This window comes from Flavobacterium sp. PL002, from assembly GCF_054165825.1.
The window spans coordinates 2117591-2140487 of the sequence record NZ_CM135110.1 but is presented as its reverse complement, the minus strand read 5'-3'; the positions used below and the strand labels follow the sequence as shown (position 1 = coordinate 2140487).

At 34.4% G+C, this 22897-nt stretch carries 16 protein-coding genes; 6 read left to right on the top strand and 10 right to left on the bottom strand.

Features of this window, described 5'->3' with window-relative positions:
• Nucleotides 1–7: 7 nt before the first annotated feature.
• Nucleotides 8–1423 (top strand): M16 family metallopeptidase, encoded by a 1416-nt coding sequence (locus ACVEGE_RS09345; protein ID WP_225738058.1) that lies wholly within the window; start codon nucleotides 8–10, stop codon nucleotides 1421–1423.
• A gap of 59 nt (nucleotides 1424–1482) precedes the next feature.
• Here the strand turns inward: ACVEGE_RS09345 and ACVEGE_RS09340 are convergent, their stop codons facing one another.
• Nucleotides 1483–2349: a DMT family transporter gene (locus ACVEGE_RS09340; protein WP_173854837.1), complete on the bottom strand. Its 867-nt coding sequence runs from the start codon at nucleotides 2347–2349 to the stop codon at nucleotides 1483–1485.
• Between the two features lie 110 nt (nucleotides 2350–2459).
• Here ACVEGE_RS09340 and ACVEGE_RS09335 point away from each other — a divergent pair, with 110 nt between their 5' ends.
• Complete coding sequence (locus tag ACVEGE_RS09335) at nucleotides 2460–2840, top strand: heavy-metal-associated domain-containing protein (RefSeq protein WP_173854836.1); 381 nt, start codon at nucleotides 2460–2462, stop codon at nucleotides 2838–2840.
• Between the two features lie 156 nt (nucleotides 2841–2996).
• Here the strand turns inward: ACVEGE_RS09335 and gldD are convergent, their stop codons facing one another.
• The 4 genes from gldD to mutY are packed head-to-tail and all read right to left on the bottom strand — an operon-like array spanning nucleotide 2997 to nucleotide 6418.
• Nucleotides 2997–3581: a gliding motility lipoprotein GldD gene (gene gldD, locus ACVEGE_RS09330; RefSeq protein WP_192499984.1), complete on the bottom strand. Its 585-nt coding sequence runs from the start codon at nucleotides 3579–3581 to the stop codon at nucleotides 2997–2999.
• The gene (locus ACVEGE_RS09325; RefSeq protein ID WP_173850744.1) at nucleotides 3574–4872 is read right to left on the bottom strand and encodes a gliding motility-associated protein GldE; all 1299 of its coding nucleotides are present in this window, start codon (nucleotides 4870–4872) and stop codon (nucleotides 3574–3576) included. The genes gldD and ACVEGE_RS09325 overlap by 8 nt, the downstream gene beginning before the upstream one ends.
• A gap of 22 nt (nucleotides 4873–4894) precedes the next feature.
• Nucleotides 4895–5335 (bottom strand): single-stranded DNA-binding protein, encoded by a 441-nt coding sequence (locus ACVEGE_RS09320; RefSeq protein WP_173854833.1) that lies wholly within the window; start codon nucleotides 5333–5335, stop codon nucleotides 4895–4897.
• Between the two features lie 48 nt (nucleotides 5336–5383).
• Nucleotides 5384–6418 (bottom strand): A/G-specific adenine glycosylase, encoded by a 1035-nt coding sequence (gene mutY / locus ACVEGE_RS09315; protein ID WP_192499985.1) that lies wholly within the window; start codon nucleotides 6416–6418, stop codon nucleotides 5384–5386.
• Between the two features lie 134 nt (nucleotides 6419–6552).
• Here mutY and ACVEGE_RS09310 point away from each other — a divergent pair, with 134 nt between their 5' ends.
• Together ACVEGE_RS09310 and ACVEGE_RS09305 are read left to right on the top strand one after the other, a co-directional pair.
• Entirely contained in the window at nucleotides 6553–6843 is a 291-nt protein-coding gene (locus ACVEGE_RS09310; protein ID WP_016989051.1) for an HU family DNA-binding protein, read from the top strand.
• A 387-nt stretch (nucleotides 6844–7230) separates the two neighbouring features.
• Nucleotides 7231–8775 carry an Rne/Rng family ribonuclease gene (locus ACVEGE_RS09305; RefSeq protein ID WP_173850749.1) on the top strand — a complete coding sequence of 515 codons (1545 nt, stop codon included), beginning with the start codon at nucleotides 7231–7233 and terminating at the stop codon, nucleotides 8773–8775.
• Between the two features lie 328 nt (nucleotides 8776–9103).
• Here ACVEGE_RS09305 and ACVEGE_RS09300 read toward each other — a convergent pair whose 3' ends face one another.
• The 5 genes from ACVEGE_RS09300 to ACVEGE_RS09280 all read right to left on the bottom strand — a co-directional run bounded on the left by ACVEGE_RS09300 (nucleotide 9104) and on the right by ACVEGE_RS09280 (nucleotide 19988).
• Nucleotides 9104–9886, bottom strand: coding sequence for a hypothetical protein (locus ACVEGE_RS09300; RefSeq protein ID WP_192499986.1), 783 nt, complete (start codon nucleotides 9884–9886; stop codon nucleotides 9104–9106).
• A 107-nt stretch (nucleotides 9887–9993) separates the two neighbouring features.
• A complete protein-coding gene (locus ACVEGE_RS09295; RefSeq protein WP_192499987.1) occupies nucleotides 9994–11151 on the bottom strand; it encodes an MFS transporter in 1158 nt (385 codons plus the stop codon).
• 139 nt (nucleotides 11152–11290) lie between these two features.
• The gene (gene pbpC, locus ACVEGE_RS09290) at nucleotides 11291–13666 is read right to left on the bottom strand and encodes a penicillin-binding protein 1C (RefSeq protein ID WP_192499988.1); all 2376 of its coding nucleotides are present in this window, start codon (nucleotides 13664–13666) and stop codon (nucleotides 11291–11293) included.
• Between the two features lie 54 nt (nucleotides 13667–13720).
• The gene (locus tag ACVEGE_RS09285) at nucleotides 13721–19411 is read right to left on the bottom strand and encodes an alpha-2-macroglobulin family protein (protein ID WP_192499989.1); all 5691 of its coding nucleotides are present in this window, start codon (nucleotides 19409–19411) and stop codon (nucleotides 13721–13723) included.
• 133 nt (nucleotides 19412–19544) lie between these two features.
• The gene (locus tag ACVEGE_RS09280) at nucleotides 19545–19988 is read right to left on the bottom strand and encodes a nucleoside deaminase (protein ID WP_192499990.1); all 444 of its coding nucleotides are present in this window, start codon (nucleotides 19986–19988) and stop codon (nucleotides 19545–19547) included.
• 122 nt (nucleotides 19989–20110) lie between these two features.
• Here ACVEGE_RS09280 and ACVEGE_RS09275 point away from each other — a divergent pair, with 122 nt between their 5' ends.
• Complete coding sequence (locus ACVEGE_RS09275; protein WP_192499991.1) at nucleotides 20111–21898, top strand: 1-deoxy-D-xylulose-5-phosphate synthase; 1788 nt, start codon at nucleotides 20111–20113, stop codon at nucleotides 21896–21898.
• A 29-nt stretch (nucleotides 21899–21927) separates the two neighbouring features.
• Nucleotides 21928–22896, top strand: a complete 969-nt coding sequence (locus ACVEGE_RS09270; protein ID WP_192499992.1) for a DUF3078 domain-containing protein — start codon at nucleotides 21928–21930, stop codon at nucleotides 22894–22896.
• Nucleotide 22897: the final 1 nt, after the last annotated feature.

Here is a 22897-nt window from a genome sequence, read left to right as displayed (position 1 = left end):
CCTTATCATGAAAAAAACAACTATTCTATTCATCCTATTATCAGTAACAGGAATCATGCAAGCACAAGATCGCCCACAACCAAAAGCCGGAAAAGCTCCCGTTGTAAACATAAACAAACCACAATCTTTCACTTTAGACAACGGACTAAAAGTAATGATTGTAGAAAACCACAAACTTCCTAAAGTAACTTTTAATTTAACGATTGACAACCCACTCTTTGCAGAAGGAAACAAAAAAGGAGTTGACCTACTGTGCAGTAATTTAATAGGAAACGGCAACATTAGGATTAAAAAAGATGCTTTTAATGACGAAGTAGATTTCCTAGGCGCAAACATGGGATTTAGTTCTCATGGCGCTTATGCAAGCTCACTCTCTAAATATGCAGCACGTATTTTAGAACTAATGACTTACGGCGCACTGTATCCTAGTTTCACTCAAGAGGAATTCGATAAAGAAAAAGCAAAATTACTTGAAGGCATCAAATCCCAAGAAAAAAGTGTTTCCGCAATTGCAGACAGGGTTACTGATGCTTTAGCTTACGGAACAAGTCATCCTTCCGGAGAATATACTACTGAGCAAACAATTAACAACATTACTCTTGAAGATGTAAAAGCAAATTACAACAGTTACTTTGCTCCTGATCACGCCTATCTTGTTGTGATTGGTGATGTAAAATTCAAGGAAATAAAGCCTATTATTGAAAACTATTTTAGCACTTGGAAAAAGAAAAACACGAAATATACAAATTACATTGCTGCTAAAAATGTTCCTTTTACTCAAATTAATTTCATTGACGTTCCAAGCGCATCACAATCAGAAATTGCACTTGTGAATACGATTGATTTAAAAATGAGCGACAAAGATTTCTTTCCAGCTGTTATTGCAACCTATATTTTAGGTGGCGGTTTCAATAGTTACTTGAATATGAACTTAAGAGAAGAACACGGCTGGACTTACGGAGCAAATGCTTTGATTGGAGCAGGGAAATACACTTCTAAACTCAAGTCGGCTTCATCTGTGAGAACAGTAGCCACAGATAGCGCTGTAGTAGAATTTATAAAAGAAATCAAACGCATTAGAACCGAAAAAGTTTCTGAAGAACTATTACAAGAGGTAAAAGCAGGATACATTGGCCGCTTTGTTATGAAGGTCGAAAAACCAGAATCGGTTGCTCGTTACGCACTCAATATAGAAACCGAAGACTTGCCTAGAGATTTTTATGAAAACTACATCAAAATCATCAATGCAGTAACTGCAGATGACGTGATGAAAGCTGCAAACAAATATTTCTTAATAGACAATACGCGAATAATTGTTACTGGAAAAGGATCCGAAGTCATTTCTGGCTTAGAAAAACTAAATATCCCGATGTTTTACTTTGATAAATACAGTAACCCAATTGAGAAACCAAAATACGATTAGTTACAAATACTATTAAAGATTTAAAAGGGCAGTTAGAAAAATTTCTAACTGCCCTTTTTTTATTTTTTAGCAGATAAATATACCCCTATCAATATTATAAAAGCACCTCCAAATTGTACTGCGGTCAATACTTCATTATCTAATAACCCCCAGAAGAAAGCTACTACGGGAATTAAATAAGTTACTGACGTAGCAAAAACAGGAGAGGAAATTTGAATTAATTTAAAGAACAATATATTAGCGACACCGGTTCCTAACACACCTAAAACCATGATAAACAATACAGAATGCTGCACTTTGGCTACAGCCATAACATCATAAAACCCTGTAGTAAACAAAATAGCCAAAGCAGGAACTATCAAAATCAAGAAATTTCCAGTTGTAATACTCAACGGACTTAAATCAGACAAGTATCGCTTAATTAAATTCACATTTACAGCATAACAAATTGAAGCAATTACCACTAGAATAGCATAAAAATAATTTTGATCAGGGTGATTCATCGCACCATTAAATACTAAAAGCAAACTCCCAACTAAACCAATAAGAACACCCCAAACTTGTCGTTTTTGAAAACTAATCCCAAATAACAACGCACCTAATATTAACGTACTCAAAGGCGTTAAAGAATTAAGAATTGCGGTAACAGCACTATCTAATTCGGTTTCAGCAATAGCAAAAAGAAAAGCAGGAACAAAAGTACCAAACACAGATGTTAAGGCAATAAATTTCCATTTCTCTTTTGGGATTTTTGACAAACTTTTAAAACCAATTAATAATAAAAAAATAGCTGCAAAGATTATTCGTAAAGACCCCACTTGAATCGCAGTCAAACCAATTAATCCTTTCTTAATTAATATAAAGGAACTTCCCCATACTAAAGAAAGCACTAATAAATAACCCCATTTTAATTGTTTCGATTCCATGATTTTAATTTTGCCCCAAAATTGTAATAATTTTATGGATTAGCCGTAGTTTTTTGACTAATTTTGTGTGTAAATATCATTTTTCGATCAATACTTTAAATCAAAATATAATGAAAATCTCAAAATTAATTGCCGCAGTAGCTTTAGCTAGTCTCGTATTTGTAAGTTGCAAGAAAAACGCTGACGAAGTACCAACTGAAACTGCAAAAACGGAATCAACTACTCCAAAAGTTAAAAAAGAAATCGCTGCCGAAAACGTTCAAACAGCAAGTTTTTCTATCGAAGGAATGACCTGCGAAGTTGGCTGTGCTAAAACAATTCAACAAGAATTAACTGATCTAGAAGGTGTACAAACTGCCACAGTAGATTTTGACAAAAAACTAGCGACGGTAACTTTTGATAAAACAGTTCAAAATCCAGAAGCGCTTACTAAAGTAGTTCAAGCAACTGGAGACGGAAAAACCTACACCGTTTCAAACATGAAATCGTAATCAAAATAGTTTTTTCACAAAAAAAGCATTCACTGTCGTGAATGCTTTTTTTTATATAGTTCAGTCTCTAAAATTAAAGTAGAATCGATAAACATTATTGCATCTAGAATACGCTCGACCTAACAATACTAGACTATATTGTATTGTTTTTTGGTATTACTTCCATTTTAAGGTTTCCATCAACCTTTGCATATCGTTTTTTACATAACTAGCAGCTGGCATAATAGAATCATAATTAGGTTTTGCATAAAAATAAACTGAACCTGTAATGAAGTGTTTTATACTATCCGTGGCGTAAAACTGTGAATTAGTTGCTGCATTCCCATCCACTTGATAGAACATACCGTACACTTTTTTAGTAGCATCTAAAAACGGTTGCTCTAAGATATCATCTGCTTTAATAACATGTTCATAAGTTAGCTTTTGAGCATCCTTTAGCAAAACATTAATATTATTATTTACTGGCTTATAAGTCAAATAAATAGTCGCTTTCATTTTAGGATAGGTAATTGTAAAACCACAATCTTTCTCCCCTGTTATCACTGCATCAGCATTCATTTCGAAAGTAAACGGACAGTCATTTTCAAAATTTGCATATTTTGCTTCAGCATAATCCAATCGCAAATAACTTGATGGCTTCGGGAGTACATCATTTTTACAACTAGAAAAAAACAATACACTGAAAAACAGTATTACAACAGCCAATAAACTACCCTTATTCTCCTTTTTAAAATTAACCATCAATCGTTACTTTTATCTGTTTTATACGTTTTTTATCTACTGCTTCTATGGTAAACAAACAGTTTTCAAATGAAATTTTTTGTCCTTTACCTGGAAAGTTACCTGATATCTCTAGAATAAATCCTGCTAATGTCTCTGCCTCTCCTTTTTTAACGTCAAAAAGATCTTCATCTACATCAATAATTCTGTAGAAATCTTTTAAATTTATTTTCCCTTCAAAAATATAATTCTTATCATCTAACTGAGAAAAGTTGATATCCTCGTCATCAAACTCATCACTAATATCTCCTACGATCTCCTCTATAACATCTTCTAGAGATACTAATCCTGATGTCCCACCGTATTCATCAACAACTATTGCTAAATGACTTTTCATATTCTGAAAATCCTTCAGTAAATTGTCTAGTTTTTTATTTTCAGGAACAAAGAAAGGCTGCCTTATTAAAGTTGTCCATTCAAAATCATCTGTATTTATATGAGGCAATAAATCTTTAACAAACAAAACCCCTTCTATTTGATCTACATTATCTCTATAAACCGGAATCCTAGAATAACCTTTTTCAATAATTTTTGGATAAATCTCATCAAAACTTTCAGAGACTTCTAGCGCAAAAATATCAATCCTTGGACTCATAACTTGTTTCGTGTCAGTATTTCCAAAAGAAACAATCCCTTCTAAAATTTTTTGCTCTTCAGAGGAGGTGTCGTCAGATGAAGTGAGTTCTAATGCTTGAGAAAGTTGGTCTACAGAAAAATTGGTCTTCTGTTTACCGAGCTTATTATGCAGGAAAACCGTCAATTGGCGCATTGGAATACTTATTGGCGAAAGCAATTTATCCAAAACAACTATTGGATACAAAACAAACTTTGCAAATTTTACGTTGTTTCTACTCGCATACACCTTTGGTAAAACCTCACCAAAAAGCAACAATAAAAAAGTAACCACAATTACTTCAAGAATAAATTTTAAAACAGGAGATGTAACACTTTCAAATAAACCATCTCCAATAAAAGAGAAAAGAATTACTACACCTATATTAATAAAGTTGTTTGCAACTAGTAATGTTGCTAGTAGCCTTTTAGGTCTTTCGAGTAAATCAGCTAAAATTTTACCTTTGGAGTCATTCCCTTGAATAGCTTCGTCAATATCTTTTTGAGATAAAGAAAACAAAGCCACTTCGGCACCTGATACTAATGCTGAGCACAATAGCAAAACAAATATTCCGAAGAAACCAAACACGAGATTCATATCTATTGTATATGCGAAATTCAAACTGGGATCTGGGTCCAAATTAAAAAAGATTAGTTAAACATTAAAATGGTAAATCATTGATAGGCAAACCATTATTTTTTGGGTCAAAGTTAGTGTTTTTTGCGGATTCTGAACTGTCAATTTGCTTGTTGTTTTCAGCATCCTTTTTTGTAGATAAAAAAGTAAACTCGGTTACTTGAATTTCTGATGCATATTTTGTAGACCCATCTTCGGCTTGCCATTGTCGGGACTTAATACGCCCTTCTACATAGATCTTATCTCCTTTTGTCAAATATTTTTCACAAATTTCTGCCGCCTTATTGCGCACTACTAAATTATGCCACTCAGTAGAAGTGATCTTCTCGTTAGTAGTTTTATTAATGTAAACCTCATTAGTTGCAAGTTGGAATCTCCCAATGCAATTTCCTCCATCAAAATAATGCATTTTTATATCGTCACCTAAATGACCAATCAGCATTACTTTATTTAACGTTCCGTTCATAATATATAGGTATAAATATCAAAGATACATTATTTTAAAATCTTCTAATTACGCCTTTTCAATAAAATTATGAATAACAATAGGAAAGGGAAAACTCTTCAAGGTTTCTTGATTTATTCCGCCTTCAAGACTGCCATAAACAGCAACTTTCCAGAACTTAATATATAGGTGTTGGTGCGATAACTTATGAACAATACTTATTTCATTATCCTCCATAATACTAACTACCTTATTATTATCAAAAAAAGCATCCTGAATTTGCGGAGCTATAAAATCAAAATCAACTTCTTTCTCTGTCTCAATCAAAGGGAACTCATATAAATTGTGCCATATTCCTTTAGCAGTCCTCTTATTAATAATGGTATTTTCATTTTCATCTGTAGCAACTATATAATTAAAGTAGCGTTTAGTCACTTTTAACTTTTTCAACTTCACAGGCAATAAAGCAACTTTATTCTTTTTTAAAGCAAGACAGCTATCATTAAAGACGCATACAGTACAATCAGGATTTCTAGGCACACATTGCAATGCACCAAACTCCATTATAGCTTGATTAAAAGTAGCAGGATCATCTTTTGGCATTAATTCAAAAGCCAATGCAGCAAATTCTTTTTTGGCAGAAGCCAAAGCAATATCAGTTTCAATATCAAAATAACGAGACAGCACTCTAAAAACATTTCCATCAACAACAGGCACAATTTCATTATAGGAAAAAGAAGCAATTGCCGCAGCGGTATATTCGCCCACCCCTTTTAAATTTAATAAGTCATTATAATTGTCAGGAAAGACGCCATTTAAATCAAAAGCTATATATTGCGCTGTTTTATGTAAGTTACGAGCTCTAGAATAATAACCTAGTCCTTGCCAAAGTTTCAAGACTTGTTCTTCATCGGCTTTCGCCAAATCAAAAACGGTTGGAAAAGCAGTTGTAAAAGACACAAAATAAGGCGTTCCTTGCGCTACTCTTGTCTGTTGCAACATGATTTCTGAGAGCCAAATGAAGTAAGGATTAGTGGTATTTCGCCATGGTAAATCACGTTTATTTACTAAATACCACTTAACTAGCGAGTTATAAAAATTCATTGTTAAATATTTGTTTACAAAAGTAAAAGTTTATGTGATTAAAATTTAATGAATTAGCTTGAATATTTGTTTTTTAAATTCATATATTTGCACACTCAAAAAAATTATTACAATATAATAAATAAGGAAAGAAAATGACGAAAGCAGATATCGTAGCAAAAATTTCAGAAAAACTAGGTCTTGAAAAAGGAGATGTTCAAGCAACAGTTGAAACTTTTATGAATGAAGTTAAAAACTCACTTGAAACTGGAGACAATGTATATTTAAGAGGTTTTGGTAGTTTCATCGTGAAAACAAGAGCTGAGAAAACTGGAAGAAATATTTCTAAGAATACCACAATAAAAATTCCTGCACACAACATTCCTGCTTTCAAACCTGCAAAAGTTTTTGTAGAAGGAGTAAAAATAAATAACGAAGCAAAATAATATTAATCATAAAATCAACTCGATATGCCAAGTGGTAAAAAAAGAAAGAGACATAAGGTAGCAACTCACAAACGTAAAAAAAGAGCGAGAGCTAACCGTCACAAAAAGAAAAAGTAGTTTATAACTACTTTTTTCTTTTTAACCGTTCATTGAAATTGAAAAAAGATCAAAGAGAAAAAAGAATAGAGCATAGACGACAAAAAGTCTATGCTCTTTATTCAGTTCTCCAATAATCTTCTTTTCCCCGGGTTCAATACCTGTTAAAATTATTGTTTAATCCATCCTAACAATTCAGTTATAAGTGGTAAGTTATCTGCTATGAGCTTTTTAAAACTCAAACACTAAAACTTTAAACCTGAAACTAAAAGTTTGGATAAAAATTTACAAATGAATAAAGAATTAATCATTAGATCTAGTTCTGATTTCGTAGATTTTGCCTTATTAAAAGATGGAAAACTAATTGAATTACATAAAGAAGAAGAAAAAAGCAACTTTCAGGTTGGTGATATTTTTATTGCTAAAATCAGGAAACCAGTTGCCGGACTTAACGCTGCTTTTGTAAATGTTGGCTATGAAAAAGATGCCTTTTTACATTATCATGACTTAGGCCCTAATTTATCTTCTCAACTGAAATTCATAAAACTTGTAAGCGCAGGTAAATTAAAAGATTTCTCCCTAAAAAACTTTCAGTTTGAAAAAGAGATTGATAAAGATGGAATTATTATTGACGTAATAAATGCCAATCAATCTATTCTTGTACAAGTTGTAAAAGAACCAATATCTACTAAAGGACCAAGGATTAGCGCTGAGCTATCTCTTGCCGGACGTTTTATTGTTTTGGTTCCTTTTTCTGATCGTGTTTCTATTTCTCAAAAAATAGAAGACAAAAAAGAAAAAGACAGACTAAAAAAACTTGTGCAATCCATCAAACCAAAAGGATTTGGTGTTATTGTTCGTACAGTAGCCGAAGGCAAAAATACAACCGAATTAGAAAAAGATTTGCAGAACCTGCTAGGCAGATGGACTGCAATGTGTAAAAAATTACCGACCGCTCATCATCCGTCAAAAATTTTAGGAGAACTCAACAGAGCTTCCTCTATCTTAAGAGACGTTTTTAATGATACCTTTAGTGGTATTCAAATTGATGATGAAGAGTTGTACAACCAAACAAAGGATTATTTGCAAGAAATTGCACCATCCAAACAATCTATTGTTAAGTTTTATCAATCAAATGACACACCCATTTTTGAGAAATACAACATAGAGAGACAAATCAAGACCTCTTTTGGTAAAACAGTCTCCATGAGTAAAGGGGCCTACCTTATTATCGAACACACTGAAGCTTTACACGTTATAGACGTAAACAGCGGAAACCGTTCTAATAAAGCCTCTAACCAAGAAGACACAGCACTAGAAGTAAATATGATTGCTGCCGCAGAAATCGCTAGACAATTGCGTCTACGTGATATGGGCGGAATTATCGTAATTGATTTTATCGACATGTCTAATCCTGAAAATCGTAAAGTCCTGTTCGAATTCCTGAGGGAAGAAATGAGTGATGATAAAGCGAAACACAAGATCTTACCTCCTAGTAAATTTGGACTAGTTCAAATTACTAGACAAAGAGTAAGACCAGAAGTAAACATTAAAACTAGAGAAGAAGATCCTAACGATGTGAAAGGCGAAATTGAAGCGCCTATCTTAATCATTGATAGAATCAACTCTGATCTAGAAAGAATATTAAAAACTCACAAAGATGTTGTGCTTAACGTACACCCTTTTGTGGCCGCATACCTTACCAAAGGTTTTCCATCATTACGTTCAAAATGGTTTTTTGAACATAAAAAATGGGTGAAAATTATACCACGTGACGCTTACACGTATTTAGAATATCATTTCTTTGACAAAAAAGGAAATGTTATAAAAGACTAAACAAGAAACCGCTTTTCGCAAGATTGGCGGTTTTTTTGTGTCTTGTTCTCACTATAAAATTATAAATCAAGCTATTGCAAGAGCTTCATTAAATACAATTATCAGGAGCTATTTCCGGCTATTCGCTACAATCTTTAATCCCTAAAGGTCGGGATCAAAGGATTTTCACTACTATCCGGGCTAAAAAAAGAGTTATGAAATTATATCAAAACTCTATTATATCATTTCATACTCCTCATAAATACAGATATTATTATTAACAACTAGTGCAATAGCATTATTTAACTGTAAATAAATCGACCAAATCCCTATTATGAACATACGCCAATTAACTCAAGCTTTTGTAATTTAACATATTTTGTAAAACTTGATTATTTAGTTCACTCCATTCCTTATCATCACCAATTACGACACGAACTAATCCATTGTTAATATTACTAAATGATAAGTGTTTTTGAACTAATATCTCATCATTTGTATAAAAGAAAATTGCATAATCAACTGTATAAATTGCATATGCATTTTGCCCAAAATTATATGATGTAAATAGTCCTCTTGTATTATTTTTAGGTTTGATTAAGCAAGTATGGTATTGTGGGATTTCAGTAATATTATCCAATGAAGCTAAAAGCTCATCATGCCTTTTAAGTAGATTCTTATTCAGGAAAACTCTAAGTTCTTCCTCAACATAATCTTCTAATTGGAAGGTTTCAAATTCTAACAAACTAGAAATGGAGCACCTCCATACAAGTGAGAAAATAAAAATTTTGTACAACGTAGGATGTAGATCATTACAAACAATTATTTCTTGATTTTCAAAAAAGTCTATTGTGTATTTTCTTTTAGCGTTTTGTAAACTATTTAAATCAATAAGAACTCTGGAGAAATATGTCTCAACTATTTCAATCCTTTTTTCACAATCTTTGCAAAGAATATTACTCTCCTTTGGAGTATCTTGGAGTTTTTTTCGCTTACCTTCTTTTGTAATAAGAACTGTAAATCTAGGTTTTGCGCCTTCAAATAGACGTTTAGACATGAATTTCGGTATTATATGCGAATTTTCTTTGTCCGCATTTTTTACTTTACAAAGATTACAAATTTCATTCCCCATTTTTGCAAATTAAAAATTTATATCCTCTATTATATCGTTTCATATACCTCATTACTATAAAGTATCATTCCTAAGAACTACTTTTCTAATAGTTAAAATTAACAATTTTATAAATCTAAAAGCCTTCTTTTTCTTTGTAAAAAGAAGACAGTAATTAACGCACCACTTAACGACATTACAACTCCTACTAAATTAGGTGTTGCATAGTTCAATCCTGCCACTAATGGCAATCCTCCTAAAAAAGCACCTAGCGCATTCCCCACATTAAAAGCAGCTTGTATAGAAGCCGACGCAATCAACTCGGAGCCCACCGCTGTTCTAATCATTAAGATTTGTATCGCTGAACCAATCGAAAAAGAAATACAACCTGTTGTAAACACTAAAATTAAACTTGCATACTGATTTGAAGAAAAGAGATAAACCAGCACCAAATCAACCGAAAGCGACAGTAAAATAGCTATAATCGAAATCTCAGGAGAAAACCGATCTGTCAACTTCCCTCCTATTAAATTTCCTATTACCATTCCTAATCCGGCCAGAACCAAAATATAGGATACATTTTCAGCTGAGAATTTAGAGACATTTGTCAATAAAGGAGCGATGTAACTTATCCAGCAAAACAATCCTCCTGTACCCACAGCAGTAATCAAAATCACCAACCAAGCGTCTAGTTTTTTAAATACTTGCAATTGACTTTTTACTGTTACTTTTGCTCTGGCTTCTAAATTTGGCATCCAAAAATAAAGTGCCGCTATAGTTAATAGTCCTATAAAGGCAATAATAATAAACGTATACCGCCAAGCAAAGTGATGCCCTATGTAGGTTCCAAAAGGAACTCCAGCGAGATTTGCCACTGTTAAACCTGAAAACATAATGGATATAGCTTGTCCTTCTTTTCCTTTTTCTGCTAGTCTAGTTGCCACCACAGCACCTACTCCAAAAAAAGCACCGTGCGGCAATCCTGCAAGCAAACGGGAAAGAAATAGAAAATTATAAGAAGGCGCAATAATAGCCAGGGAATTAAAAACGGTTAACATCACTGCTAGAATCATCAAAATCTTTTTGGGAGGTGCATTTCGAGCCATCATAACAATCAGTGGAGCTCCAATTACAACACCTAATGCATAGGCTGATATTAAATACCCAGCCACCGGAATCGAAACTTTTAAATCTGATGCTATATCCGGTAAAAGCCCCATCACTACAAACTCCGTTGTTCCTATTGTCAAACCGCCCAACATGAGCGACAGTAAACTTTTCTTCATTTAAATATTTTAATCATTTGGATTTAAAACCTATTTAAAAAACTTAAGTTAGGTCTTTATTATATTTTGCAAATTTAGAAATAAACAAACCCAAAATCAGCACAAATTTTTCTTAAAATCAAAACAACTTTTATCAAAATTATTCCCGAACAATCTCTATTTTTCTTCTAATTTCGTTACCATCCTCATCCTCAACGGTGATATAATGAAAACCTGAAACCGGTTCTATAGGCATTTCATGAAAGGTTTTTGTAACACCCTTATATACATTATCAACATACCAAAACAGTCGTGCTTCCCTTTGCGAGTGTGCAACCTTTAAAATCACAGGTTGTACTTTGCTATTAAAATCTTTTGTCAAATATATTTTACTATTGGCTTTAGGATAAATAAAATCCATTGAAGCAATTTGGCTCCCACCACAATCAGCTCTAAAAGGCGGTAATGTTTGGTAGGCTATATGATGACTTTTGTAATACCACTCCATTACTGGTGGTAAAACAAACCAATTCTTTACCACTATGTTGTCAATATCCTCACAGCTACTATTCACCCTAAACTGACCGCTTTTGTCTACATGAATCGTTTTGTGATACGGACAAATTGTAGTAGTACTTCCTTTCAAGGAAACCAATTGATTGATTTTTGGGCAATTTTCTTGTGCCAGATGCCCACTCAGCGAACAAACTGCTACTTGTTTCAAATCTTTGTAAGGGGTTGCAAACCACTTTTTTCTTGGTAACAAATTAAACACATCAAATAAAATAGGCGCAGCACTAGTCACACCAGTCAAAGTTGGACGTCCTTCCCCTGTAGCATTCCCTACCCAAACACCCACAACATATTTAGAGTTGGTTCCTATGGCCCAAGCGTCTCGATTACCAAAACTGGTTCCGGTTTTCCAAGCAATTTTTAAAGCACTATCATAAAACTTCCAAGCTTCATCACCTTCCGGACGTCCCACTTGTTCCATCGCATTGTACGTAAGCCAAATAGATCCCGCTCCCAATATTGTTTTTTGATCACTTTGATCACCAAAATCTACTTTGTAGTTGTTATGAATATTTAATTCTGCAAATTCTTTGGTTCTGTATTTCCCGTTATTTCTATTAAAATAATCTACTGTCGAGGATAATCCCGCATACGTTCGGCATAGATCCCACAAATTACTTTCGGCTCCACCTAAAATTAATGACAAACCATAATGATCAGGCGGCTGGGAAATATCCCTCAATTTAAATTTTTGCAATTCTTCATAAAACTTACTTACCCCAAAATCTTGTAGCATCAAAACCGCAGGGATATTTAATGAACGAGACAAAGCTCGATGGGCAGGAACAGCACCATCAAAAGTAAGGTTGTAATTCTGGGGTGCATAACCTGATATTTGTGTAGGAATATCAGGTACTAAAGTATTGGGTAGCAATTCTCCATCATCAAGCATTGCAGCGTACAACAACGGTTTTAAAATACTTCCTGTGCTCCTTGGTGCATCTATAATATCTACATCTTTTTGATGGTTTCTATCCGTAGGTGCATTACCTACATAACTTATCACATTCCTATTAGAGATATCAATTACAATAATCGCTAAATTATTGACTTCATTTTGTTTGTATTGATTATAATAGTATTTAGCTATTTGGTTGACCCTATTTTGCAATTCTACCTCAACGGTAGTTTTTACGCGTTCCCCTTCTTGATCTTTAACAACTTTTTGCAAAAGGTGCGGTGCAATTTGCGGCAGATCGTATGGTTTTTGAGGCAATGGCTCAGCTATTGAAAGAGTATACATTTGGCTATCTATAACTCCTTCCTTTTGTAATTTCAATAAAAGACGGTCTCTTTTTGCTCGCAATCGCTGCTGATTTTTACCCGGATAAATTAAACTAGGTGCATTAGGCAAAACTGCTAGTGTAGCACTTTGCGCCCATGATAATTGATGCGATTGAACACCAAAGTAGCGCCAAGATGCCATCTCGAGCCCAACAACATTTCCTCCAAAAGGAGCATGAGCCGCATACAAACCAAGAATTGATTCTTTTGAATAACCTAATTCTAATCGGGTGGCTAGGATTACTTCAATTACTTTTTCAAAATAGGTTCGGCTTTTGCCTTTTCTAGACAAGCGAATAACTTGTTGCGTAAGTGTACTCCCACCGCGAACCACTTTCCCCGCAGCTCTATTTTGTTTCACTGCATTAAACATAGCAACGGGATTAAACCCTGGATGGTGATAAAAATGCTCGTCTTCAAAATAAACAATACATTTTTTGAATTTATCTGGAACGCTGTCTTGTTCTGGAAAACGCCATTGTCCGTCACGAGCAATTTTGGCGCCAAGCAAAATACCTTCTTTACTTTCAATAACCGTTGCATACGGTTCTTGAAACAAAGTGCTTGGTAAAGAAAAAAAATAAACCACCAACAGTATCAAAACTATTGATGATTTAATTTTATGCAGTTTTATCCAGTTAATGATGCGTTGCAAAAACGCTAATAGTTTATTCTTCAAGTAATCTCTTTAATATACTCAGCAGTTTATAAAAACCGCTGAGTTAATTTATAATTATTTCACAACCTCAACCCATTGCCCTTTTGTTCTGGCTAAAAATGTATTGTCATACATCGCTTCGCACTGTAATCCCGGTAAATAATAGGTTCCTAAATAAGAAGCATTCAACAATACTCTAAATGTTTTAGTTTCATTTGCTTTAAGTCCAAAGTAGAAATTCGTTCGATCATCACGTATGTCAATATAATCAGCAACATTGTTAGTAGCGTCCCCGTAATCTGTAAATCTTGTGTTTACAATTTCAAACCCAGAAGGTAGAATTTGAGACAAGGCAACATTTTCAACACGCTCATTTTTTAAATTTCTAATGTTTATTTCTGCTATAAACTCCGTTCCTTGATCAATTCTACTCACATCAATTACAACACCTTTTCTATTTTTAAAACGTATTGAAGCTGCTAAATTATTTTGTAAAACCTGTTCTTGGCCAATAGGCAAAATACCGCTATTTAAGACCCTAACATAAATCGTATTGTCTTTAGTATTTGTTAGAGTCACTGTATTATTTCCTGTCCTAACGTCTAAAGATCGGTTTGCAATAGATTTCATCGTTTTTATAGTCTGGACTTTTCCATCTTTCCTAAATTGTACTGCAATACCTTTACTACCATTATTTTGAGCAAACTTAGACATTGCAAGCAAACAGTAGGCTGTAGTTTGCGTACTCATCCACTGATCACTCGCCATTTTCTTAGCTAACTGAGTCGCTACTGCAAATGCTTTTGCTTTTAAACCCAATGAAATTAAAGTTTCTAAAGTCATGGCTTTATTTCTCTCGCTTGATCCGTAGTAATAATAACGACCATAGTTAGTATTCTCGTCATCAATAGTAGTTTTTAATAATAAAGACACACCCGCTGCTTTTTGGCCAGCCAAAGCGTAAGCCGAAGCCAATCGCAATTTACTTTCATTAGAAATAGCAGCGGTTTCTCTTAATCGATTCATCGAAGACAAATCAGGAGCACCCGCCAAAGCCAAAGTGTATAAACGGTAGGCTTGCGCCAAATCATTGCCATATTGTGGTAAAAATCGCCATTGTTTGGCTTCTCTCTGTTGGTACGAAATCCATTTAGATTTAAAGTTAATAGGCAATACATATCCTTTTTTCTCCGCCTCAACCAAGAAATGTCCCGCGTACGAAGTACCCCAATCATCTGCAACCGCATTCCCTTGCCAGTACGACAGTCCTCCATTTGCTAATTGAAAACCACCTAATCTAGTAATCCCTGCTGTTACATTTTTTTGAATTGCTTGTTGACGACCTGCATCAATATCAACCACATCATTTAAATACAATTGAGGAAAAACAGATGATGTAGTTTGCTCTACACAACCATGAGGATATCCTATTAAATATTGTAACCTTCGATTAAAATCGATAGTTGGCATTGACGAAACTTCTAGTTTGGCCTTATTACTTCCGGCAACACCAAAGGTTTCCCATGAAATTGTCTTTGAACTATTTAGTTCTAAAACTATATCTTTATAGGTATTTGTTATTGGATTTGGATTGGTCATGTCAATTTCAACATCATAAGAAGCTCTTTCACTTCCAGAAATTGCGGTAATTGTTACTTTACCAATACCGGTGCTTTGGCCTACTTCTAAATTGAAATACGTCATTTTTTCGTCCGGATTTGAAAAATTTAATGTCTGAACTTTGGTTCCAATAACTCTCAATCCATTATTTGTTTTTATTTCAACTCGTACGTTTTTTATGTTTTTTTCCATCGCAAAAACCGTAACTGGAATGGTCACTTTTTCAGAAGGCGAAATTTTTCTTGGCAATGAAGCCAATACCATTAACGGACTACGAACTGGAGTTGATTTTTCGACATTTCCGTACGCACTTGTACTTGCATCACCTGCAACCACCATAGTTCTTACTGACCCTATGTATTTTGGTAATTTTATTTGATGCGTTTTAGTTCCTCCCTTTGGTAATTGAAAAGGCCCAAGATAGATCACAACCGCTTTAAAACGATTGGCTTTTTTGGCTTTTCCGCCTCCTAAATCCTGATCTCCACCAATACTAAAAATTTGATTCACTTTACCACCATACGCACCAATAATATCATCGTAAACATCCCAAGTTTTCACACCTAAGGCTTCACGACTGTAAAAACTATCCCAAGCATTCGGTGTTTTAAATCGGGTTAAATCTAATAATCCCTCATCTACAACTGCAATCGAGTATGTCATTGCTTTCCCTGACTGCTCACTTACTTGAACGTTAAAGGATTGTTCTGGTTTAAGCACTGCGGGCATCGAAATTTTGGGCACTAAAATGGTGTTTTTATCGACTACCTCGATGGGTACAATTCCGTACATCCTGATAGGCGAATCATTTTTAGTCGTTGCATGTGGTTGCAATAAAGTAATATTAAAAAACACATTGGGAGCCATTGCTGACGTAATAGGCACTTCCACTTTAGTTTCTCCTTTTTCAGTTACTGCCCAAAGTGTTTGAACGACTTTTGTTCCATTTTCGATCGAAATTAAAGCCCTTCCACCTTCACTTGATGGAAAAGATATTTCGGCTTTTTCACCTACAGCATAATTTTTTTTATTGGTAGAAAAAACCAACATACTCGCTGTTGAAGCATCTGTATTTCTGGTTTTACCTGACCACATTGGCCAATCAATCAAAACGGTTTGAGCAGTGGCATGCCCACCATCTTCATCAGCAACACGCACTAAATATCGTCCCCACTCATCCTCATCTACTGCAAACTGAAAACTCCCTTTTCCATTAGAATCTGTATTTACGTACATGGTTTTATATGAAGTAGTTGCATTAGACGAATTGTAATTAGACAAATTATCTTCTGATGCATCCCACCACCATCGCCACTGTACCCTGAAAATCTTCACTTCAAGATCTCTTACTGATCTCGGTCTTCCGTTTTCATCTACAGTTACTACATCAAATCTATTGCTTTTTCCTGTTTCTAATGTACCGTATTTATTAGGCTCTGGAGATTTTAAACCTACATAAACTTTGTATGGAGAATACGTAGTTGAAATCACATCCGAACTAAAATCACCTCCCTCTTCATATACTTTAGTAATAAAAGAAGCTCTTAACATTCCTGGAGCTTGTTTGTTTAATTTGGGTTGGATAGTTACCGAAGCTCTTCCGTTTCCATCAATTTTCCCAGAGAAAATATTGATCTCTTCAGTATCAAATTTGCGAACTAAATCATCAAAACTATATTTTGGATAATTTTTAAAAGTAGTTGTTTGTTGCGAAAACTTAGCTTGCATTTCTACCTTCAAATTTCTAGCAATTGCACCGTGAAGCCAAGTTACCTCTAGATTGCTACTATTAGGATAAGAGGCCGAAAGAACCGCTCTTTTAAAACTATTTTTAATGCGCAAACGGTTGGGTTTAATCGTTTCAATTTTTACACTTTTATAGAACTTAGCACCACCCACACTTACCATGGCTTCCCAGTTTCCGGTGGGCGCATCAGCATCCGTTTTAACAATAAAAACGTAATGATTTAGATCATTCGATTTTTGTACTTTTTGGTATACTACTTTTCCATTGGGATCCGAAAGTCTTAATTTTATTGGATGAGATTCCGGTAATTTATTCGCCGCGTCATTTAATATGAAAGATAAATACAAATCGTCTCCTGGGCGCCAAACACCTCTTTCTCCATAGATATATCCTTTTAATCCTTTTTGCAAAGTTTCACCAGCAACATCAAAATTACTAACTGACAATGACGTACCATCATCTAACTTAATATAGGTAGCACTTTTCCCTTCAGTAATAATAGCAAAATAGGCGAATTTATTCAGCTTAAAATTAGCTATACCATCACTATCTGTATTTTCTGTAGCTAATTTTTGTTGTTGGTAGCTGTACAATTCAATCTTAGCACCACTAACTGGTTCTGTTGTTACAATATTATTTACAGCGAAAAAATATGATTTATCAGCCCCACGTTTAGCGATAACACCCAAGTCAGAAGCTAGAATATTAGTCCCAACCTTTGTACCATAATAATAAGAATCTGTACACGGGTCTTCTCTCTCCTCCCAATTGTAGTTTTCATAATAATAGTCATCGTCATAATAAGAACCACTATAATTCACATCATCTTCATCTACTTCCTCTTGATCCTCCTCTTGACTATCCTCTGGATCTAAATTGGTACATTTATACAAAGAGTATGCTTTTTTAAATGAAAATTCAACTCTGTAGATGGCTCCTGGTTCCGGCGCTATAATTTGAGAAAGATCTAAAGCATAGGTATTCCATTTACTGGTATTTACTAAGGAATTTTCTTTTAAATTAATGGTTGTTTTGGCTATCGGCTGACTGACTCTTTTTAGATTCTGACTCCCGTTAATTTGGTTATCCTGAAGAAATTGAAGAATATTATTTGAGTAAATTTTATAAACCTTTACATCAACCGCTCGCAAGTTTGCTGCTTCAAAATTCAGTTTTAGATTATTAGAACTTGGTAAAATTGTTCCGTTTTTAATGAATTTAACACCTGGTTTTACCTGATCAAAAGAGATCTTAGTAGTATATGTTTCTTTCATCTTTTGACCGTAGCTACTTTCAATTCCTTGAAAAACTTCTACTAACAATTCTCCTGTCAATAATTGCTGTACCACTACTTCTGGCTCCACATACTCTACCACTGGAGGAGCAACAACAGCTACAACAGCAGTATCTTTTACTACATTTTCAACACCAACACTATCTACGACTACATCAGTTACTTCTTCTTCAACAACCTCGGCAACTTCTTCAACTACTTTTTTAGAACTTACTGTTGTTTGATTATTAAAAAACACTCTGAGTAGGTTACCATCCGTACTGAATTTTAAGTTTCGTGCATTTTCAATTGATACTAAACCACTAAAATCTTGATCTTTGCGAAGCGGTTCTGAAAAATTGATTGTCATCGTTTGATTATTTCCTTCTGGAACATCAACTTTCATAATTTTAAAATCACCTTTTGCAGCTATTATGTATTCAACCGCGTCTTTCTCTTCGGCATCAATGGCACTTTCATCAAAATTGATCGTTATCTTACTTTCATCGCTTAAACGTTGGATTTTATCCACAACAAATCTAAACTCTGTTCCTGAACGAACGGCTTTGTCAAACTTAATTGGAAGACTGCTACCGTTTTGTTGAGCTGAAACGAGTTTTATAGCCGACTCTAAATCAGTGACATCGGCAGTTTTTAAAATACAATTTAAATACTGAGAATCCTTACTGTACGATTGAATATCATTAGTTACAACTATATAGTTTTGCTTGATTGTTTTTACTGTAAAATTAAACTCAGACAATTCTTTTTTTGTCTCTATCAGTTTTTCTAAATGTAAGGTAACCTGATATTCAGTATCTTGCTTTAATTTTTCCTTGGGAATAAAAGCAATTGTATTTGCTGAGAGCGCTACTACTTTTCCGTCTACGCTAGGCGAAATATCAAATAAATCATTATCTAAAACCTGATTCGCTTTCCATTCTTTTTTATTAAAAGCTAAAACAACACGAATGTCAGACTGAGCAGAGACAATACCTCCCGTAAAATTGCTAATAAATTCTTTGAATAAGGAAAAATCAGAATTAAAATCAGAAGCTGACTTTTTAGAACATCCTTGGAATAAAAAAAACATACAAAACACGAGAACAAATCCTTTAATTTTCATTTCTTAAAACTTTAAAGAGTTAAAAATTCACACTTATGATTGAAAAAAAAATCCTAATCAATTTAGTATAAATACAATTAAAGTAAATGTAGTATATTTTCTGAAATATTTAAGAAGAAAATTCGGTAAATTACTATTTTCTTCTCGTTGCAAAAAAGCGTTTCATTAAGTCAGCAGCCTCATCAGCGAGAATACCTCTTCTTACAATAGTTTTAGGATGTAGTTGCGTGCCCATTTTTTCGTATCCGCGATGCGCGTCTGAAGCACCAAAAACAATGGTAGTAATTTGACTCCAATACAAAGCACCCGCACACATCTGGCAAGGTTCCAGCGTAACATAAAGTGTGCAATCTTTTAGATATTTCCCTCCAAGATAATTTGCTGCAGCGGTTATAGATTGCATTTCAGCATGTGCAGTAACGTCATTAAGCATTTCAGTAAGATTATGGCTTCTGGCAATAACAGTATTATTCACCACAATAATTGCCCCTACAGGAATTTCACCTTTATCAAAGGCCATTTCAGCTTCCTGCAAAGCTTTTTTCATGAAGTATTCGTCTGTGAAAGGGTTTATCATAATAGTAGGTTGCGAATTTGCAAAAAATGGCACTTCGTAACTCTTTGCTTTTTTTGTGATTGTCTTTGAAACAACTTTTTTATCGATTGCAAAAATACAATTTCAAATCGTACATTTGCTTTATGTCAGATAATTTACTTTCAAGCATTAATTACCCCGCCGACTTACGACAACTAGACGAAGCGCAACTTCCTCAATTGGCGCAAGAATTACGCAATTTCATCATTGATATTGTTTCTGTAAAAGAAGGCCATCTTGGCGCTAGTTTAGGCGTTATAGAACTAACCATAGCTTTACACTATGTTTTCAATACTCCCGAGGATTTGTTGATTTGGGATGTAGGCCATCAGGCTTATGGACATAAAATATTGACTGGTAGAAGAGAAAATTTTGATACCAATAGACGGTTAGGCGGAATTTCTGGTTTTCCCAAAAGAAGCGAGAGTATTTACGACTCTTTTGGCGTAGGCCACTCCTCTACTTCAATTTCGGCTGCGCTGGGAATGGCTATTGCATCTAATTTAAAAGGGGATCTTGACAAACAACACATTGCAGTAATTGGTGATGCCTCCATAGCTTCTGGAATGGCGTTTGAAGGCTTGAATCACGCTGGTGTTACCGATGCCAATTTATTAGTTATTCTTAACGATAACGCCATCGGAATTGACCCGAGTGTTGGTGCTTTAAAAGATTATCTAACTGCTGTAAAAACCGGTAAAAACCCGAGGCAGAATAACATGATTAAATCCTTGAATTTTGATTATTCAGGACCTGTAGATGGGCATGATATTCATGCGGTGATTAAAGAATTAAAACGATTACAAAAAATAAAAGGACCTAAATTTCTTCACGTGATTACCACTAAAGGAAAAGGTTTAAAACAAGCAGAAGAAGATCAGGTAAAATACCATGCTCCTGGAAAATTTGATGCGAAATCTGGAGAAATAATTTTGAAGTCAGAAGAGCATCTCCCTCCAAAATACCAAGATGTTTTTGGCTTGACCGTATTAGATTTGGCTCAAAAGAATAAAAAAATCATCGGAATAACTCCTGCAATGCCGTCTGGAAGTTCCCTAAAGTTCATGATGGAAGCTTTACCAGAGCGTGCTTTTGATGTGGGAATCGCAGAGCAACATGCTGTTACATTAGCGGCTGGTATGGCCACGCAAGGCATGATTGTGTATTGTAACATTTACTCGACTTTTTTACAACGTGCCTACGATCAAGTGATACATGATGTTGCTTTACAAAACTTACCCGTTATATTTTGCTTAGATCGTGCTGGTTTAGTGGGTGAAGATGGTGCTACACACCACGGCGTTTATGATATTGCTTATTTACGTTGCGTTCCCAATTTAATTATCTACGCACCGTTAAATGAAATAGCCCTTCAAAATATTTTATACACCGCACAACTGGGTTTACAAAATCCTATTGCAATTCGCTACCCAAGAGGGCGCGGTCAATTTTCTAATTGGAAACAAAATAATTTTGGGAAATACGAAAAAATCGAAATTGAAAAATCTGCTTGCTTAAAAACAGGAACTGATATCGCCGTTTTATCAACAGGAACAATTGGAAATAACGTAATTCAAGCTTTAGCAAATAGTTCAAATTCTGAAAAAATTGCTCATTATGATTTTCCTTTTATTAAACCTTTAGACGAAATAGAACTACACAAAATATTTAGTGATTTTAAAGAAATAATCACGATAGAAGATGGGGCGGTTACTGGCGGTTTTGGAAGTGGAATATTAGAATTTGCATCGAGAAACAAATACCATACAAGTATAACTACAATGGGGATTCCAGATGAATTTATTGAACATGGAACGGTTTTTGAGTTGCAACAGTATTGCAAAATCGACGTTAAAAATTTGGAAATAATTTTTTCAAGAAAATCAAAATAATTATTTTGCGTCTTCTAACTAACTAACCTATGTCTAAAGTACTTTCTTCTCTCTGTTTATTATTTCTATTTTCGTCAACTGTATTTTCTCAAAAAATAATTACTACTAAGCAAGTGCCTAGAGTAACAGCACAGCGTGATACTCTTAGTCATTGGGTTAAGAAAAACCAAGTGGGATTTGACATTTCAGAAATTGCCTTTTTAAATTGGAGTGCTGGGGGAACAAGCTCAATTTCAGGTTTGTTAAAGTCAAAATTTACCCGTGTTTACACTCAAGAAAACTACAACTGGACAAATGAATTGGTAATGCGCTACGGTTTAAACAAACAAGACGGAATAGAAGTTCGAAAAACGGAAGATGTTTTTCAATACAACACTGCTTTTGGATATCGTAAAGACACCTTGTCTAACTGGTACCATACAGCCAAATTGAATTTCAATACGCAGTTTACCAACGGATATTCATACCCAAATACAAATACAGCCGTTTCTAAGCCATTTGCACCAGCCTATTTATTTGCAGGTGTTGGAGCTGAATATGCTAACAAAGAAAAAAGCAGAATGCTCTATATCTCTCCTTTTACTTCAAAAATGACTTTTGTATTAGACCAACGCCTGGCTGACTTAGGTACTTTTGGTGTTGTAAAAGCTACTTATGATACAGACGGAAACCTATTGACTCCTGGACAAAAATCCAAAATTGAACTTGGTTTTTTAGTCACAGCTTTATACAAACAAGAAATCGCAAAAAACATAACCCTTGAAAATAGGATAAGTTTATATTCTGACTATATCAACCATTTCGGAAATATTGACATCGACAACGATTTGTTAGTAGAATTAGTAGTTAACAACCATGTAAAAACAAACATTGGCGCACACATTATTTATGATGACGACATTAAAGCTAAAGAAGAAGTGGAAGGCGTTCAAGTTACTGTTGGCCCAAAACTACAACTTAAGCAAGTTCTGGGCGTAGGTATTGTTTATGCTTTTTAAT